Origin of the sequence: Paenibacillus yanchengensis, from assembly GCF_042684845.1 — a bacterium.
GTDB lineage: Bacteria > Bacillota > Bacilli > Paenibacillales > Paenibacillaceae > Pristimantibacillus > Pristimantibacillus yanchengensis.
The window spans coordinates 159,090-177,901 of the sequence record NZ_JBHUMH010000022.1; the positions used below are offsets into that span (position 1 = coordinate 159,090).

General features: G+C 34.7%; 13 protein-coding genes and 2 pseudogenes. All 15 read left to right on the forward strand.

The genetic code is table 11. The features are described 5' to 3' along the window. Positions 1–53: 53 nt before the first annotated feature. Positions 54–1,682, forward strand: a complete 1,629-nt coding sequence (locus tag ACFSTH_RS11190) for an ATP-dependent nuclease (protein ID WP_377771295.1) — start codon at positions 54–56, stop codon at positions 1,680–1,682. Continuing rightward, complete coding sequence (locus tag ACFSTH_RS11195) at positions 1,645–2,793, forward strand: UvrD-helicase domain-containing protein (RefSeq protein WP_377771297.1); 1,149 nt, start codon at positions 1,645–1,647, stop codon at positions 2,791–2,793. Before ACFSTH_RS11190 ends, ACFSTH_RS11195 begins: the two co-directional genes overlap by 38 nt. Before the next feature lie 41 nt (positions 2,794–2,834). After that, positions 2,835–5,093, forward strand: a complete 2,259-nt coding sequence (locus tag ACFSTH_RS11200) for a hypothetical protein (protein WP_377771299.1) — start codon at positions 2,835–2,837, stop codon at positions 5,091–5,093. A gap of 755 nt (positions 5,094–5,848) precedes the next feature. After that, positions 5,849–8,260, forward strand: a complete 2,412-nt coding sequence (locus ACFSTH_RS11205) for a sacsin N-terminal ATP-binding-like domain-containing protein (protein WP_377771301.1) — start codon at positions 5,849–5,851, stop codon at positions 8,258–8,260. Positions 8,261–8,295: 35 nt separating this feature from the next. Then, a complete protein-coding gene (locus tag ACFSTH_RS11210; RefSeq protein WP_377771303.1) occupies positions 8,296–9,264 on the forward strand; it encodes an RNA-binding domain-containing protein in 969 nt (322 codons plus the stop codon). Between the two features lie 447 nt (positions 9,265–9,711). Next, positions 9,712–9,897: a helix-turn-helix domain-containing protein gene (locus ACFSTH_RS11215; protein ID WP_377771305.1), complete on the forward strand. Its 186-nt coding sequence runs from the start codon at positions 9,712–9,714 to the stop codon at positions 9,895–9,897. Between the two features lie 18 nt (positions 9,898–9,915). Further along, positions 9,916–10,179, forward strand: coding sequence for a hypothetical protein (locus ACFSTH_RS11220; protein ID WP_377771307.1), 264 nt, complete (start codon positions 9,916–9,918; stop codon positions 10,177–10,179). 504 nt (positions 10,180–10,683) lie between these two features. Beyond that, positions 10,684–10,818 (forward strand): hypothetical protein, encoded by a 135-nt coding sequence (locus ACFSTH_RS11225; RefSeq protein WP_377771309.1) that lies wholly within the window; start codon positions 10,684–10,686, stop codon positions 10,816–10,818. A 777-nt stretch (positions 10,819–11,595) separates the two neighbouring features. Further along, entirely contained in the window at positions 11,596–12,789 is a 1,194-nt protein-coding gene (locus ACFSTH_RS11230) for a tetratricopeptide repeat protein (protein ID WP_377771311.1), read from the forward strand. A 146-nt stretch (positions 12,790–12,935) separates the two neighbouring features. After that, positions 12,936–13,085, forward strand: a pseudogene (locus ACFSTH_RS11235) (IS3 family transposase); the annotation flags it as partial. A gap of 493 nt (positions 13,086–13,578) precedes the next feature. After that, on the forward strand, positions 13,579–14,100 hold the full coding sequence (locus ACFSTH_RS11240) for a hypothetical protein (protein ID WP_377771313.1): 522 nt from the start codon (positions 13,579–13,581) through the stop codon (positions 14,098–14,100). A gap of 223 nt (positions 14,101–14,323) precedes the next feature. After that, positions 14,324–14,998 carry a response regulator transcription factor gene (locus tag ACFSTH_RS11245; RefSeq protein ID WP_377771315.1) on the forward strand — a complete coding sequence of 225 codons (675 nt, stop codon included), beginning with the start codon at positions 14,324–14,326 and terminating at the stop codon, positions 14,996–14,998. Beyond that, positions 14,995–16,368, forward strand: a complete 1,374-nt coding sequence (locus tag ACFSTH_RS11250; RefSeq protein WP_377771317.1) for a sensor histidine kinase — start codon at positions 14,995–14,997, stop codon at positions 16,366–16,368. Before ACFSTH_RS11245 ends, ACFSTH_RS11250 begins: the two co-directional genes overlap by 4 nt. A 227-nt stretch (positions 16,369–16,595) precedes the next feature. Then, positions 16,596–16,745 (forward strand): annotated as a pseudogene (locus ACFSTH_RS11255) (alpha/beta hydrolase); the annotation flags it as partial. Between the two features lie 55 nt (positions 16,746–16,800). Continuing rightward, entirely contained in the window at positions 16,801–18,255 is a 1,455-nt protein-coding gene (locus ACFSTH_RS11260; protein WP_377771319.1) for an alpha/beta hydrolase family protein, read from the forward strand. Positions 18,256–18,812: the final 557 nt, after the last annotated feature.

The window sequence follows — 18,812 nt, forward strand, 5'->3', positions numbered from 1 at the left end:
TTAAAAGAGGTTGGTTGACAGGTATTCTATATGGAAGTTGGGGAGAACTCACTATGAAGATGAACAAACTCTATATCAAAAATTATCGAATGTTTAAAGATGAGCTGATAAAAGTGAATAGCGGCTGCAATATTTTTGTTGGCGATAATAATTCAGGCAAAAGTACATTGCTTGAAATAATTCAAGTTCTTCTGAGTGGAAAAATAAATAATTCGTCCTTTGAGCGTCAATTAAAGGCATCTTTTTTTAACTATGAATCTCGTTCTTTTTTCAAAGGAATTATTGCAGATCCTTCTCTGAAAATTGAAGAAGTACCTTCTATAATTGTTGAAGCTTATTTCGATAATGATGTCAATAACACAAGTTATAAAGGAACAAATAATGAGCTTGGTGAAGACTGTCCAGGCATTCGTATGAGTGTTGAGTTTAATCCCGATTATTCACCGGCATTTCAAAAAATGTTACAAGATGGAGAGATTTATGATATACCAGTTGAGTTTTATAAAGTAAGCTGGAGAGATTTTGGTGACAATCCAATTATATTTAGGACTTTTCCGGTAAAGGTATCACTGATAGATACTACGCATAAAGATTATGATTCAGCAGTAAATAAATTTATTAATTCAAGAATTACTAACAATTTGTCTGATAATGAAAAAGTACATCTAACTAGAGCATATAGAAAAATGAAACACGAATTTAATAACAATCCGAACGTTTTAGCCCTTAATGAAAGGTTGGCAGTAGAAGAAAAACTTGACGATAAAGCCATTAAGTTTGGTATGCAGGAAGATTTGCTCGAATCTTGGATGAACGAGGTTTCAATCGAAGTCGAGAACATTCCTTTTGAAGATATGGGGTTTGGTACTCAGAATCTAATTAAAATGGAACTGGTATTTAAACAAAATACCGAGAAATCTAATGTAGTATTGTTTGAGGAGCCTGAAAATAATTTAGCATTTGGGAATATGTCACGTCTTATTTCAAAAATAAATCAAGATGAGAATAAACAGGTTTTTATTTCAACGCACAGTAGTTTTGTAGCAAACAAATTAGGTCTTAAAAATATAATTCTCTTGTATAAGGGACACACAAATCAACTGGATGCTGAAAATCCTGATACAATGGATTTCTTTAAAAAACTGCCCGGTTATGGGACAGTTCGTTTTCTATTGGCAGAGAAAGTGATATTGGTTGAAGGGCCGACTGATGAATTAATTATTCAACGTGCTTACAAAGATGTTCACGGAAAGGTACCAATTGAAAATGGGATGGATGTCATTACGGTTGATTCACTGGCTTTTAAAAGGTACTGTGATTTAGCCGTTTTAGTACGAAAACCATTACGAATTATCACGGATAATGATGGGGATATTCAACGGAATATCAAAGATAAATACAAGGGCTATCTAAATGCAAATGGTGATTTGATAAAAATATATTATGAAACTAATGAAACACTTCATACACTTGAACCAAGTGTACTAGCTGTTAATTCAGTTGAAGAGGAAGTATTTAACAAGTTTAAACGGGTTATTTCTAAAGGAAATTCAATGGTTAAAAAAAATGGGGCAGAAATAGAATCTTTTATGATTAACAATAAAGCTGAATGGGGAATGAGGGTGTTTGATTCAGAGGAATGTATTGAATATCCTGCGTATATTAAAGATGCGATACGATAATACAATGGTTCTTGCTTGTGCTGGCTCAGGCAAAACATACGGTATGTGTAGTGATGCGAAATCTATAACTGAGAAATCTAATAAGAAAATATTGATGCTTTCTTACACAAATAAGGGTGTTTACTCAATAAAGAAAGAGTATACAAAGCAAAATAACGGTGTGCTCGATAAAAATGTTGTTATATGTACATGGTTTCAATTCATATTAAAAGAATTAATAAGGCCATATCAGAGAAGCTTTCTAGGTGAGATCAGTCAAATAAAGTCTTATGATTTTTCTAGAACATATGGTGTTGATTATGCAAGAAAAAATACCGTGTCTTATTTTTTGAATAAGAACAAAGATGTGAAGGCTAACAACGCTACCGAGTTTGCACTTTTCTTAAATCAATTATCAAAGGGCGCTGTCTTGAAAAGGCTTGAGGAAACTTATACTTGCATTTATATTGACGAGCTTCAGGATTTGGTAGGAAAAGATATAGAACTCCTCGAAGCTTTATTCCTATCATCCATCAAAATCCATTGTGTTGGTGACTACAAACAAGCAACTCTTAAGACTCACAATCCGAAATCGGATAGAAAAAAGGGTGGCATGCATGTTTTTAGTTACCTTGAGACTTGCAAAGATACACATCAAATAAACATTATTAAAAATAACACTTCCAAACGATTTGTTGCTGATATAGCAAATTTTGCGAACTTAGTATACCCAGAGGACCCGATTGTTGGAGTGCTAGAAGCAGAAAAACCGGCTATCGGGGTTTTTCAGATTCTTCAAGCTGATGTACATGCTTATATTGAACACTTAAAACCATCTATTTTAAAATACGATGTCAAGACGCCGACCTTGGGGTATCCTTCATTAAACTTTGGGGTCAGTAAAGGGATGACGTTGGATCGTGTTTTAATTTTCCCTAATAAGCCACTTTATTCATTCTTGCTAGATCCTATAAGTCGACTGAAGGCTCCGGACAAATATTTTGTTGGTGTCACTCGAGCCAAGTATAGCTTGGCATTCGTGGTTGAAGAGTTAAAACCGAATGCGTATTTTTTTGAAGAAAGCATCAATTTATTGGGTAATTCAGTTAAAGTTTTAAAGTTCAAAATATAGTATTACCAGAACTATTCTAGGTTCTTTAATGGGGGTAACTGATGAATATAGACTACGATATCCTAAAAAAGTCATTAGCTGATGGGGATGCTACGACGGCAGCAGATATAATTTATGAGGTATATCTTCAACATAGTCATAACGTGATGAAGCCGATACTTTTAAGTGACTGTCTACCTGAGCCACTTCAAAGAGACTTTGATAAAAAAAATAAAATGCTTGAGACATTTATTTCAGCATGTGGATATGTGCGACAAAAGCTAGATGAAAACAGTAGAGATAACATAGAATTCTCTATTCAGTATATGAGTACTATAAAAACCATTATTGAAATTTATAAACACAATAAGAGTAACACAACAGAACTTGAGGATACGGAGTTATTCCAAATTCCTATTCCAAAAATTATTCACATGTTTTGTGTTTTTTTGGAAAATCAGCAAAGACTTTCAGCGATTGAGCATGAAGCGAGTATAAAAGGCTCTAAGCATATTGATCTTTTTTCACAAAATGTCGCTGACATTGCTAGCACTAATGGAAAAATATCAATAGAATCTAATCTTGAAGCAGGCATCGAAATGTTTAATACTCTTTGTTCCTATTTATTTTATAAAGGAAAAAAAGTTCTAGACAAAGATTTAGAAGTCACTAATGATGTGTCCCCATATGATATTCCAAACATAGAAAAGATGAGCTTACTTGCTCTACATCGAGGAATGCTGAATCACTTGTGGGAGTTGGTGAAATATAGAGAATGGGAATACTCCATGCAGCGTAATACGGAAGATGAAGAGTATATGTATTATGAGCCACTGGACGAAGAGTATGTAAAACTTGAAGCAGCAGCATTGATCAGGTACAGCTATAAGGACCAACTGGATTTTGTAAAAAAAGAAACTCTCTATAATAGCCTGGTACATGACTTAATTCCTTTGGAAAGTGATCTTGCACAATCCATCGATCTCGATGATCCCCAATCTTTGTTTCGTTTGGAAACTTCAAAGTTAATGCAATTGGTTCAATTTTATCGGAAGATAAACAACGGCGCTGTTAAATCTTTAGAGTTTATTGATAGGGATTTTTGGTCTCAAAAAACTATGGGAATAAATAAGAATATAAGTTTTAATACTTACTTTATATTTATTTCCTATCTTCAAGCGCTTGGATCTATATATAGTGAAAAAACTCACGAGGAGTTTGACGATTATAACCGTGGGAGCTATAGACATCTTGCCCCAAGAATAGAAAAAGAAATAATTGTTTCGAACTTTAGGGAGATATTTGGTGTAGAGCATGAAGTCGCAGGTGAATTACTCAATATGCTGACTTTTCAGCCTAGGGCAAATAAAGCTGATTTTTCAGATTTATTTTCGCAACCATTAGTTTACATGGGGAAAAAAGAAATAATCTTTGTTCCTGCTCTAATTAAACAGTTGAACTTACCTCGAATGATTGAACAACAATTCGGTATTTGGAATATAGATGATGCCTATAAAGGAAAAACTTTTGAACGATATATTAATATGGCACTTTCATCTAATTCGAGTCTGAACGTAAATGTTGGTGGGTTGAAAATAGATGATGCTTTCGATGGAAGATCGGCAGAATTTGATTTCATTGCGACTTTTGGAGACGAGATCCTACTAATCGAGATGAAATGTCTCCGCAGGCCTTACTCACCTAAAGAAATCTTTCAAAGAGAACATGAAGTTAATTACGGAGTTGAGCAGGTAAATAGGCGAGCATTAGTTTTACAAAAGGATTGGAATAAAATTAGAGAAGTTGCTACGATCGATTTACCAGTTCATCCCCCTGACCCAACGAAGATTATTAAGGTCGTCTGTTTGAATATATTTAATTTTACGGCGAAAGAGAAGGACGGTGTAATTATTACAGATGCCTCCTCGATTACTAAATACTTTGTAAACCCTCTTGTGAAACAATATGAGATTAGTAAAACAAGAAAAAAAGTAGGTGAGTACTCCTTATGGGAAAAGGAATACCCAACTCCATTGGAATTCAAAGGATTCCTTCAGAAACCTCATACCATTGCGGATATATATGATAGTCTAGAACCAGTTTCCAGATCATTAATGTTAATTGATAGTACAAATCAACCACTTGGCTTTTTTGATTTTTCTCTCACCAGTAACCCGACAGATCTGACGAATAAACGGTTTAAATCTCTGAAACAAAAACTAGCCTCTAAAGGGAATACTGTAAGAATAAGGGCAAACAAAGATCGGAAAAATAAAATAAAGCAGCAAAGACAGTCTAGAAAAATAAATAGAAAAAAATAACCTACTCTAGGTTGGCTACTTCAAATGCCATTTTCCTTACGGCTTGGAGGATGACGGTTCTCTATTTAAGAAAGAAAGTGTACTAAGGTAGTCGGATATTATGAAGTGGTGGACCTTAAAATAGATTATGTCGATGAAGATTCCTTATAGAAGGCTTATAAGGACTCTTTACGAAGTTGAATATTTTTAATGCTACACTGGGGATAAATTATATCTCTACATTAGAAGTAGGAAGTTGATGACAGATAAATTGATACCCTATTATTTGCTATGTAACTACGCTAGAAATCGATAGGGATTTAAAACTTGCTTGTGGTTTTTATCTTTATTGTCGTGGTAATTTGTGGCGGTTCCAGACTTTTTATATTTTCTGTTTATCACGTGCCGCGGCAAACCCAATGAAATCAATAAAATTGGTCTTTATGCATTAACAAACAGTAAGCAGCCAGTCGTCGGGCTTTAACCGGCGACTGATTGTTTAGCTTTGTTTAGATGCAAATTGAGATTCTATAGGGGCTGTATTTTCCCATGTTGAAACGAAAACGTACGAGACTTCAAGAGGCTACACCAACATGTGCGTCAGAGCAAAGCTTCCGGATATTTCAGTATAACGAAAATTCATTGTGGGCATTAAATCTTTGTGGGGTTTTCCGCATTTTAATGGTCAGGTATTGTAGAAGTAGGGTATTGATGTCCAATGTTGAAATTATACTAAGTCACATAACTAAAGGTTATTTCCAAGTGGAGGTAAAAAAATGGACGAAAATTTACTTGAGAAAGTATATGATGCTGGTGCAAATACGATATGGGCTGAAATGAAAAAGTTGAGAGGACAGGCTTCAGAACAGAAAGAAATAATGAGAAGGAGATGGGTATGGGAACTAATTCAGAATGCTTCTGACTGTACGCCTAATGACAAGAAGATAAACATTAATATATCAAATACTAACGAAAGATATCTAGAGTTTTCTCACAATGGAGTTCCATTTACCTATGAAAACCTAGTTGATTTAATAACACAAATATCTTCAAAGGAAGGCGATGTTGAGGAGAAAACAGGGAAGTTCGGAACTGGTTTTATTTCAACGCATTTATTATCCGAAAAAGTTACGATAAGTGGTGTACTTAAAAAGAGCCTCGACATGTACATGGATTTAAATTTATTAATCGATAGGAGTGGAACTTCATACACAGAAATAAGAGATAATATAAAGGATACACTGAGCACAATTGTGAAGATGAAACAAAATAATAATGATGAACATAATATAATGATGAAAGATAGATGGAAGACTAGCTTTAATTACGACACGAGTAACTCCCTCGAAGCACGTGAAGCTATTACGGAAGGTTTAACAGATTTGAATAAGTCGGCACCCATTGTATTAGCTATAAATAATTCAATCTCATCGATTGAGTATAATGGAATTAAATTTACAGTGGATTCTGAAATAAAAGTCACCGAAGATTGGTTAATTAGAATAAATAAAACTTCCAAGGATAGAATAGACCGAATTAATATATTGATTAAGTCAGATGGTGAGTTATCAATACTCGTATTTGTTCAGGAGCAAAATGGGAGAGTCACAGAGGTATTACCTTTTCCAGATAAAATACCGAAATTATTTTGCAATTTCCCTCTAGTGGGGACGGAAGAATTCTGCTTCCCAGTTATTATAAACTGCTCAAAGTTCGATGTTGAGAGAGATAGAAATGGAATCCTTGAAGGTAATCCAGAAAATAAAGAATATCTCGAAAGAGCTGTAAAACTATATGGTGAGCTCTTAAATTTAGGCTGTAAAAATAAGTGGAAGAGCATGTATAATTTATGCTTTCTACCTAAATTAAAAGATTCCACTGTACAAAAGCATTTTAGGACTGAAATAGTAAATATATATGAGCAGTTACCAATTGTGGATGTTAATTTAAATGGGAATTATAACGGTAGAGGTGCATTGAAAAATAGCACACATGATTTAATTGGAATACCGAATAGGTATGATTCAGAAGAAGTAAGTAATGAATTCTGGGAACTAGTTAATTCATATGCAAAATTCTATATCCCTACAAAAGATACATACTTAGAATGGTACAAAGTTGGTAAAGTCAAAATTGATATACCCTATATTAATAAAGAAATGAAAAGTAAGAGTTTAGAAGAGTTTAAAGGGAAGTTTAATGGGAACATAGATTCTCTACATACATGGTTGAATAAATACTACTCCTTGTGGATTAAGATTAAAGGTGAGGAAGATTTTATTCAAGATGCATGGGTTCTAAGCCAAAATGATAAATTTATAGAAGCATCAAGGATTTCACTCGATGACAATATAGATAATGCTCTAAAAAAAATAGCAAGTGATTTAGGTGACAATTTAATTGAAAGTCTGCTGGTTAGAGAGGTAAATATTCCAGAGGACATCATTAAAAAGAAAATAGACAATAGAATTGTAGCAAAGAGAATTCAGGATAAAATTAATCAAATTCTCTCAGATGAAACACTAAACAATAAACAAAGAAGTATTGAACATCAGGGTATTTTTAATAGGTTAACAAATTGGTTCCTTGAAAATCCTAAACCGGGCGAAGATATATTTGATCAGCTTTATAACAAGAGAAATCTTCTTTCTACCCCAGAAGAAAATATAAGAAGATTTAAAATTGCTGAAAAAATAGAAAGTAATAATATCGAGTATGAGCAATTAGACGACATGATTAATAACCATCATAGAATCGCTGAGTTGATAGATAATTTGAGTGGCATGTCTGGTGAAGAAATAAGGTCTCAATTAGTACATATCTCATCAAATTCTAGTTATGCTCGTGAGAAGTTTAATTTGATGTTAGAAGAATCAATAAAAAATGTGTATATTTATTTACATGATAATGATATAAAGAAATATCATCTTGCTGAATCTTTAGAAGATTGGATAGAACAAAAGTACTCAAAAACAGTTTTTCGAGCAAAGAAAGATGGAAAAGAAATTAGAATAGTTATTCGGCCTGGTTATCAGAACAAAATAATTTTTTATTATGATGAAGAGATTGAGGCTCTAGATGATACTAATTACGAATTATGGACGTATGATGGTCAAGGAAATACACGAATGATTACCTTAGGAGATATACTTAGAACAACCGGGTTTACTTCAATTCCACTTGGATAGGATATAGTCAAAAATTCATATTTTAGGGAGGATGTATGATTGATTTTATTATGAAGAAAGTAGAACAATCGGATAGGAATGGCATTATATATATTCACCCTGTTGCTTCAGAGGAAACGATTAGTAAATATATATCGGCCTTTTCAAATTCAGAAGGAGGATGTATCGTTTTTGGGGTGAAAGATGATGGTAAGAGGCTAACGATTAGAAAATTTGCATTTACTATCAATGAAAATATGGTTAGAAGCTTCTTAGATGAGCATGTTGAGTTTTCAATTGTAACTTTTGAGTATAGTGGTACAACATTAGCCTACATTAAAGTAAATAAGAGCAATGTTGAAATAAGATCTAAGAGCGTTGCTTACATTTTCGATAAGAACATGGAGGTAATAGAATTATTGAAAACTAAGGTATTTTTATCGTATTGTCACAATGATAGTTGTATTGCTGATATAGTGGAACAAAAAACCTTAGAGAATACTAATGGAAGAGTCGTGATCTCAAGGGATATTAATAAATTGAAATTCAAGGATAGTCTTGATGAATATATGCAGACTATAAAAGACCATGACTACGTTATTTCTATTGTTTCCGATGGATATTTAAGGTCACTTAACTGCATGTATGAAGTTTCAGAACTTATGAGGGATAGTAATTATTATGATAAATTATTGTTCGTTATAATGTCTGATAAGGATATAGAGCATTATGATAATAAAGAAGTGATAGTTAAAGCCGATGTTTATTCAATTAACAGGTTCGACTATATAAGCTTCTGGGAAGATGAAAAAAGAGCGATCGATGCTAAAGTAGAAAAGATTAAGAATCCTGCACTCACGTTAGAATTGACTGAAGAATCACGAAGAAGAGAGTTTATAACGCTGAACGTAGGTCCTTTTATAGAAAAATTAAAAGATGGGTTAGGTGTATCTTTTCAAAATATGTACTCAACGGATTTCACTGAATTTGCTTCAATTCTCTTGAATCACAATAATAAGACTTAGTGATTTTTTAAAGTAATGTTCATCGGCTAGCAATTATCAATGGTTTTATTCGAGAAAAATTGGAAACTGCAGGTTCAATCATCTCAAAGTTTTTGTGAGCATCAAAAACAAAGGAAGGAGCTGTCCCCTAACTGGAACAGTTCCTTATAACATATGATGTAAACCGACGCCCTGAATATGGTTTCAACTTTAGATAACAGGTTTCCAATATTCTTTTCATGGTATTTTCTGGTGGTTCCAGACTTTTTATTTTTCGTGTTTATTACTTGCCGCGGCAAACCCAATAAAATCAACAAAATTGGTTCCAGAGATTTTTTACATCTAACATTTGTGTCCAGTGAAATAAAAGGAACCAACATGTAATTTAATTAATGGATCTAGAGGGTAGCCTGATGGAAGTTTGGTCTGCCCTCTTTTTTTATGTGTCAGTAAGAAAGTTACTTTTACATGGAAATTGGATTAGGCGAGAAATGGATGAGTGAAATTGGATATAGAATAAAATGTATCGAAAAGAAACCAATCAAAACCAATCAAAACCAATCTCAATTTTCGAAAAGTGTTGGGATTTCTCAAGATAACCTGAGTGAGATTGAAATGGGAAATATTAATCCTTCAGAGGAAACGTTAATGTAAATCAGAGCCCAGTATAATATGAATTTAAACTGGTTGTTAACCAGCGTAGATTCGGAAGATGGGATTACATTTGAATATCAAGACTTTATGAGACCAGAAGAAATTGAATTCGAAGAGCCAGAAATAAAGGAATTTTTATTTAAGCGGGAAATAACAGTAGAACAAATAAAAAGTAATGTACAACAAGAAGTTATTAAGTTGTTTGGATTTAATATAAAAGATTTAAATGACTTTAGGGAAGCTCTAATTGAGATATTTAAAGAGAATCAACAAGCATTTTAACTTTTGCCTAAAGAAAATAATGATGAACATACAATGACTGTTTAATTTATCTTTAGAAAACAAATAAATGAGTTGGTTTATCTTTTAACAAGCTAGAGGCTATTTTAGAAAAAATGAAATATGTCCCATCATTCAACGAAAATAAAACTCTCGATAAATTATATGATTCACATATGGATTATAAATTTACTTTTGAATATGAGAATATTATTGCCTTAGGGAAACTCGAATCTGGAAACAGTATTACGATATTTGAAAATTTGGTTACCACAGACCACTTTATAAGAAATATCTTTGAAAATAATGCAACAAGGCCATGTGAAAAAGCTCAAGAAAATATCGCAAACCTAATGGTTCTAAAAATTGCTATTCACTACTTGTCAAAGAGTGGATTTAAGATTCCTATATTTTATCCTATCTTTAGTTCAAACTTTTAGTGATTTAACGAAGTGCAGGAAATAGTATGAATAGGCTAAGAAGCTTGTGGCAGTTAGGGAGTTAAGGATGAAGGGGTTAGAGGCAAACTTATTTAGTAATGCACAGTTATATAACAAGTATGTACATTGGATTAGAAGGCCCAATCTGGGCTGGGGCGATGATGACCATGCCAAGTCAGGTATTGCGCCGCATATGGCATAGAAATCACGGAGTCTGAGTGGATGAATAGTGATTTGCCGCAAAAGCTTACAGCGGATCGAGGTGAATTGGATGCTGTAGACCTCTATAAAGAAGCGCTCCTCCAGCGTTACAACCTTACGTTCTAGGATAACAATTCAATTTTGCATTTACGATCGCTCCTTTTGTGGGTTGAATGACTTTCAATTTGAATAAAGTATATGACTAAATTTTCTCGGTGTCGAAAATTTTTTATATAACTCCAAAATTCTTGCAAAGCGTGCCAGGTTGAGGAGATGTGCAGGCAAATGAATAGGGCAAGAACGATAACGCTTACAAAGAGAGAAGCTCTTTAGATAATAGAAGAAAGATCCGAGGGTAGTTGTGGTATTCGGATCTTTTTGTTGGGATTAGATCAGCAGCGATAGTAGGAATGAAATCAGTTTGCGAGTCGTATCGTTTTTGTTTAGGGATTACATCCGTTTGTAAATCGATTCTCTCTTTTTTATTTGGTGGTATCCTCTTGTATTCGATGCTCGCCCTCACGGGCGGCTTTCTCTTTTATTGCTAGGAAAATTAAAAAGTTCTCTATCTAATAAAAGTTTTGAACGGTTCGGCTGATGATCTGAGCCTCCCGAAAACCGATTGGGACGATATTAAATATAGAGATTGTTATTATTTAGGTGATTGTGATATGGTGAAAGGCGAGTTAATTTAATAGGATTAATTATAAAGCGAAATGATGATAATCCAAATTTTAATTAAGAGATGGGATTATTTCAGATTGAGCACACGAGGTGAATGAAAATAGATTGTCACATATGTAAAAAGAATATTCCAGAGGAAAGTGTGTTTTGTAATTTTTGTGGTACAAAAGTGAAAAAACAAAGGGATGCGGGAAGGAACGAGAATTTTTCAACAATTAATGTAGAAGCTACTCCGCCCATTGAAAGTTTAACAACATTATCAGTAGAACTGAATAAAAGTAATGTTAAGGTGGCTACTCCATCTGTACAAAATCGTGGATTACATAGTAGTAGAACGATCATTATTACATCCTCAATAATTATTTTACTTATTGGTGTCTCAATTGGGGCTGTATTTGCAATTCCTTATCTGAGATATAATCATGCAGAGTCACAATTAAATAAGAATGAATTTGACAAAGCAATTAAAGGATTTGCAGCATTGAAGGACTTCAAAGATTCTACACAGATGCTCAATGAGGCCATATATCTTAAAGGAAGAAGTTATCTTGATAATAAAGATTATAAACAAGCAATAGATGTTTTTTCTGGAATAAACGAATTTATGGATTCGAGTGAACTAATAATGGAGGCCAAATATTTAACAGCAAAACAGGAAAGGGAGGATAATAATTTAGAATCCGCAAGATTAATTCTAGAGGAAATTAAAAATTACAAAGATTCTTCCCAACTATTAAAAAAATCATATTATCAAGAAGCATTAAGTGTTTACGAAAATGGTGATTTTAAAGAAGCTAAAGAATTATTCGAGTCACTTGGTGGTTATAATGATTCTAAAACATACTTAACCAATATATCATTTATGGAAACGTTACAGGGAACTTGGGGAGGTTATGTTTTTAACAACTATAACAAATGGATTATTAGTGGATGGGATATAAGTAGAGGAGAAGACAACGGTATTGGTTATATGACAAAAGGTTATATTAGTGAAGGCAAATTTGTTTCTGGTTTTACCTTTTCAATTGAGAATGGTCAACTAATACAAGAGGCAGCGAACGGTACTTTTAAATTTGATAGACTTAGTTATTCAACTACTGTTCAAACGACGAAAAAGAAAGATCCTCAACTTGGCATGACACCCGAAGAAGTAAAGGCGTCGACTTGGGGTAAACCTAATGATATTAATAGAACGACTACGAAATATGGTACAAGTGAACAGTGGGTTTATAGTCATAACAGATATATTTATATTGATGATGGATTAGTAACGGCAATACAGGATTAACCGCCATTGTCGTGGAATTCTCTGTCTGATGCATCCAAAAGTAAAATATACCCTATAAGATAGATACTTTGAAAAAAGTCTATCTTATAGGGTATTTTGTTTATTATGAAAAAAAGATATTGGGGTGGAAATGTTATGAAGAAACGATTACGTACACAGATGAATTTAAGCGCCATTTCATTGCAGAAAATGAACAGAGTAAACTGCCGCGAGAAATTTTTGAGGAAGCCGGTTTAGATGTAGAATTAATTGGTCTTGAGCGGATCCGTTCTTCTGGAAAACGTTGGCGCGCTTCATAACTTAAAGTTTGCCATTGAGCCGACCGATTTTCAGGTTTTCCTCAATTTCTCACTCATCTTTTCCTTCAAAACCAAAGCCCTTTTCACTGCCCTTCACTCCGCCTTCAATGGGAGTAAGGCGGAGCGGCGAACTCATTTGCATGGTGACATAGTTGGAATTTTAAAAGCAGTTTACGTATATTTGAAGAGTTGATTTGCTTTGGGTTTAAGATAAATAAAGGTAAGAGAAACAAAAAATACCAATGGATTGCGAAATGGTGGATTTGCAAGGATTAGATTGCTATTGGATACCCTGCAAAGAGCAGAAAAAGGTATTGCCTATTGTAGATTATCCTTATACCTCCCAAACGCATGAAGTATTTATAAGCATTTTATCGTTTCAAATAAAAAGGAATTTGTTTCTTTGATTGATTTGGCTAATCAATTAAAAGATAATGGAAAATATATAATCCATAATGGAATCTAAAATATAATACAAGTGGGTGATAAAATGACAAGGAATGATCTATTTCATCGTTTCTGTGCCTTACCATTTTCAAAAGATGCAATAGGATTAGGATGGAATGATAGCTATGTGACATATTTCTGTACTCCAGTTGGTGCAAAAATTATCGGTGGGTTAGGTGTTGATGGGATACAATTTTGTTTCATTCCAACAATCAGTTCTGATGTGGTATTTGCTGTTAGCCCTATGCCGTGCGGCGAACATTATGTTGAGCCTATTGCAAGTAACTTTCGGGAGTTTTTGTCATTTGTGCTTTTTTGCAAAGGTGCAAGCCCATTAGAGCAAATTTGTTGGATGGTCGAAGAACAATTTTTAGAGCTGTTGAATTCAGAGGATAGAAAGCATTGTTCAGCAGAAGAGATTGCACTGAATGCCTTGCGTAAGGAATTTGGAATCGAGATCCAGTCAAATGCGTATCAATATGTGAAAAATTTTCAAGCTAATTTTGACTACTCAACAATTCCTTTTTCCGAAGAATATTACGATACATTAGGAATAGAGAAATAAAATTCGATTTTAGTTGAAGAACTGTAATCCATTTTAAATGAATGATCTGAAAAAAGAGTTTTGAAACAACAAGGCCTCATACAAAATTACAACCCTTATAATAATTGTTTAAGTTTCTGTTGACATTCCATAGTATCACTAAGGAAGAATAGGGGTAATCCACATTTATTTATAGTATAATGGTTACTTTAATATAAGGTGGAAACAGGAAAAGAGGGAACGGATGCCTACAATACTGGTTGCTGATGACGATGCCAACATTCGCGAACTTGTTTGTTTATTTCTACGCAACGATGGATTCACGACAGTTGAAGCCGTAGACGGCAGGGAAGCACTTAAGGTCTATGCTGAAACACATGTCGATCTTGTCGTTCTTGATATTATGATGCCGATTATGGATGGTTGGACCTTATGCAAGGAGCTCAGAAAAGCTAATCCTGATGTACCTTTGCTTATGTTGACTGCTAGAGGCGAAACATGGGAGAAAGTGAAGGGTTTCGAATTGGGAACCGACGATTATTTGACGAAACCATTTGATCCGTTAGAGTTAACGGTTCGTGTTAGGGCATTACTCAAGCGATTTCCAAATGGCTCCACGCAGATGATTCAATTTGGCAGTGTTATGCTAGATCGGCAGACTTATAAAGTGACAAGAGGAACGGAGTCATTCACGTTGCCGCTGAAGGAGTTCGAATTGCTATATAAGCTCGCTGGAACACCAGGACAAGTCTATACGCGCCAGCAATTGATTGATCAGATATGGGGACTCGAATATGCTGGAGATGATCGAACCGTAGATGTCCATATTAAACGCCTGCGCGAGCGATTTGCGACTACAACCGAATTTCGCATCGAAACGGTGCGTGGACTTGGTTACCGGCTTGAGGTGCAGAAATGATAAAATCTCTATATTTGCGTGTAGTCCTGACATATCTACTCTCCATCATTGGCGGCACTATCATAGCTTTATTTGTGGTAACCTTATTCTTTCAAGATAAAGCGAACGAAAACGTGAAAATTCCCTTACTCCACTTTGGCCAGGACATCTTGCGGATCTACGAGATGTTTCCGTTAGATGAAGCTGATGCATATGTAAGAGGTATGAAGCAGCTCGATTCTTATCATATTCGGATTTTTGATGAGAGTGGTCAGTTCAAGGCTTTTGGAACGCTTGATGGACACAAGCGCTTTGCTGTAACAGTAGAACAACTTAAAAAAGTATTGCAAGGAGAGGTTGTTCAAGACAGTTCCGTTGGTACTGCTGTTGCTACAAACCTAATCGGTTTACCGTTAACAACAGAAATAGGAACGAAAGCGTTGTTTGTGGAAACGCTGATCCCCCCTTCTATCTCTTTAAATAGAAAGCTGATATTTAGTTTGTTATCCTATTCTTTGATCGCAGGAAGTCTGCTAATTCTGTTTGCTGCCATGTTCCTGGTAAGACCGATCAAGAAGTTGACCAAGGCAACTAGACGTGTAGCTACCGGAGATTTCAATGTTAAACTGAAAATTAATCAAACAGATGAACTAGGTACTTTGGCTCGCAGCTTCGAAGAAATGATGCAAGATCTACAGCAGCTTGAGCAGATGCGTAGAGACTTCGTATCGAATGTTTCGCACGAGGTTCAGTCGCCCCTTACCTCGATATCCGGTTATGCTATAGCACTGAAGCAAGTAGGCATACCAGATAGCGAGAGAAATCGGTATCTCGATATTATCATCGCTGAAGCAGGTCGGATGTCCAAGATGAGCGATAGCTTGCTCAAGCTGAGTGTGCTTGAATCACATTCACAGAAGCTGCGCCTAACCACGTTCAGTCTGGATGAACAGATCAGAGTAGTCATCGTGGCTCTTCAGCCGCAATGGTCGGCGCGCAACATCCATTTCGAGCTTAACTTGAAGCCTTTAGATTTATTGGCAGATTATGATCTTTTAAATCAAGTATGGACGAACCTACTCAGTAATGGCATTAAATTTTCAAAAGATAGCAGTGAAATTCAAGTTAGCATCAAACAAGAAATGAACAATGTGATCGTCACCATATCTGATTCAGGGATTGGTATTTCTCTCGAAGACCAAAAGCGTATATTTGAGCGATTTTTCAAGGCAGATCGTTCTCATAGTCGTAAATATGATGGGAGCGGTATGGGACTTGCCATCGTCAAACAGATAGTATCGCTTCATCAAGGCGACATCTCGGTGGAAAGTGAGCTCGAGGGAAGAACAACGTTCATTGTCACCTTGCCAATAACAATGCCAACAGAGTAATTACATTGGGATTGTACTGTTTGAGTTGTACTACGGCATCATGTGCAAAGTTATCTTGCATGTGGTGACGTAGTATTTTTTTATTTTGTCATTTCATATACAGTTCAAATTAATTTATTTGTTTGTTCATATTCAGTTCATATTGACGTCACGGGGAATACATTTTCATTGGTTAAGATTTCATTAGCATCAAAGAAGAAAATCAACAAACAGTTCAAGAAAGGGAGATGAGAGTAACACAACCAGAGGAAAAGAAAACGTAGAATGGATCGAGGGAAAAGAAAGTACGAAACATTATACTTAAAATACTAGGAGCAATCGTAATCGCCATTGTTCTGTTTCAAGGTATTGTTTATATCACAAATGTGATCAGTTCATTTTGAAGCAAAGTAAATATCCTGTAAAAGTCCGTGATGAAAGAGAGGAATTCAAATGAGATTATTTGAGATACTTTTAGTTCTATCCTGTTTAGCTTTACTCGTAAATCTATTGTTTATTAAAAGAAGTACAAAGAAAATAGGACTGGTTTTGTGTATAGGAAGTGGCCTTATATTTGTAGTTCAATTGTTTGTTGAGGGATACAGATGGCAGTTGCTTTTGGTATATATAATGACGGCTCTTCTCATACTCATCGTTTTACTAAGGCAATCCAAAATGATGGTGAATCTAAAAATAGGGAAGCTATTGAAATATAGTTTATCTTCCCTAATCGTCATTCTACTTGTTGTATCTACCAGCTTGTCTGTATACTTGCCTGTCTTTCATTTGCCAAAGCCTGATGGTACAGAGAAAGTAGGTACTCAAACATTTCATTTTACGGATCAGAACAGAGATGAAACGTTAACAGAAGATCAAAGCGATAAGAGAGAACTAATGGTTCAAGTTTGGTACCCTACTGAAAATAGCAATAACAACAAAAGTGAAGCTCTTTTTCCAAAAGATAAAGAAATGTTCAAAAAGTATATTCAGACATACTCTAATTCTTTAAACCTTCCCGATTTTGTGTTCGATTACTGGAAGTACAGTAAAACTAACTCTTATGAAAATGTAGAAATATTACCTTCTACAAGTCCTTATCCCTTGGTACTGCTATCTCACGGTATGGGAACCAGTAGAGTTCTACAAGCATCCCAGGCCGAGAATCTGGTCAGCCATGGGTTTATCGTGGTCACAATCGATCATACGTATAGCACCTTTGCTACCATTTTTCCGGATGGCCGTGTAACGGACTATAAAACAAAGAGTACAACAATAGAGGAACGTGAAATAGTTGGAAATATATGGACAAAAGATGTAGAGTTTGTAATCAACCAAATTGAAAAGCTAAATGCAGGTGCAATCGAAAGTCAATTTAAAGGAAAAATAGATTTAAATAACATAGGCGTGATGGGGCATTCTTTTGGGGGTGCAACGGCGTTTAATACAACTTATTTAGATCATAGAATCAAGGCCGGGATCAATATGGACGGATCACTATATGGAGTGGAAAATATAGGTGTTATCAAAAAGCCTTTTATGTTCATAAGATCGGGAAATTTTAAAGACTGGTTAGTAGATTTTAAAAATGATAAAAATTCGGATAACGAAGTATATAAACAACTTTCAGATGAGCTGAACATTATTAAAAATGTTATCAATCAGGGGGGAAATGCGATTTATATAGAAGGTACCCAACACTTCAATTTCACCGATCTTCAATTCTATTCTGAGTTGATTAAACTGACTGGAATAACAGGGGATATAAATGGTAAAAGAGGAGCAAGCATTGTAAATCAATATGTACTCGATTTCTTTAATAAGCAATTAAAAGGAGCGGGTGGAAATCTGATTCAGGGTCCGAACGACAAGTATCCAGAGGTGAAATTTATAAAGCCGGCAGACCTTTAACCAATAAATTATTTACAAATGGCAAATCAAAAAACGGATATTGCAAGAGAGTATGAAATTACTCCATCTGCACATACGTTCGTGCAGGGAAAAAGTGGCACTACGTATGCTTAGTAGTTTTCGTACTATCTATGTCAGTTTAATCGTTCACGCCACATTTTCAAAACGCGTGGGTTTCTTCTATTAGAAAATCAATGTTTGTAGCAACAATATTATCAAACTTTATTTCAATTCTATAGTTGTCTACATCCAACAAACATTAACACCCATCATTAATACCCTGTATAAAGTTTATAAAGTCTAACTACAAGCCGAGTTGAATTCAGGCATTTCCACCTGAATTCACTGGGCTTTTTCTTTTTCAATTCGATCTACCTTTCTTCCTCGATGATTTTCCCTCATTTTTAGTAAAACTTGTTAAACAACAGATTTTATTTGGTGTCGTAAATAAACCGCATTATCTACAAATCCGACTCAGAAAGATACACTTAATTCCGAGCTATTACAAATAGCCTTATTGATCTAACGGGTTTTTAATCATTTATTTGGTTAACTAA

Coding starts and splice junctions, on each gene's coding strand:
- ACFSTH_RS11205 (WP_377771301.1), top strand. CDS start 5,849: ATGGACGAAAATTTACTTGAGAAAGTATATGATGCTGGTGCAAATACG.
- ACFSTH_RS11230 (WP_377771311.1), top strand. CDS start 11,596: ATGAAAATAGATTGTCACATATGTAAAAAGAATATTCCAGAGGAAAGT.
- ACFSTH_RS11245 (WP_377771315.1), top strand. CDS start 14,324: ATGCCTACAATACTGGTTGCTGATGACGATGCCAACATTCGCGAACTT.
- ACFSTH_RS11250 (WP_377771317.1), top strand. CDS start 14,995: ATGATAAAATCTCTATATTTGCGTGTAGTCCTGACATATCTACTCTCC.
- ACFSTH_RS11190 (WP_377771295.1), top strand. CDS start 54: ATGAAGATGAACAAACTCTATATCAAAAATTATCGAATGTTTAAAGAT.
- ACFSTH_RS11215 (WP_377771305.1), top strand. CDS start 9,712: ATGGAAATTGGATTAGGCGAGAAATGGATGAGTGAAATTGGATATAGA.
- ACFSTH_RS11200 (WP_377771299.1), top strand. CDS start 2,835: ATGAATATAGACTACGATATCCTAAAAAAGTCATTAGCTGATGGGGAT.
- ACFSTH_RS11220 (WP_377771307.1), top strand. CDS start 9,916: ATGAATTTAAACTGGTTGTTAACCAGCGTAGATTCGGAAGATGGGATT.
- ACFSTH_RS11260 (WP_377771319.1), top strand. CDS start 16,801: ATGAGATTATTTGAGATACTTTTAGTTCTATCCTGTTTAGCTTTACTC.
- ACFSTH_RS11210 (WP_377771303.1), top strand. CDS start 8,296: ATGATTGATTTTATTATGAAGAAAGTAGAACAATCGGATAGGAATGGC.
- ACFSTH_RS11225 (WP_377771309.1), top strand. CDS start 10,684: ATGAAGGGGTTAGAGGCAAACTTATTTAGTAATGCACAGTTATATAAC.
- ACFSTH_RS11240 (WP_377771313.1), top strand. CDS start 13,579: ATGACAAGGAATGATCTATTTCATCGTTTCTGTGCCTTACCATTTTCA.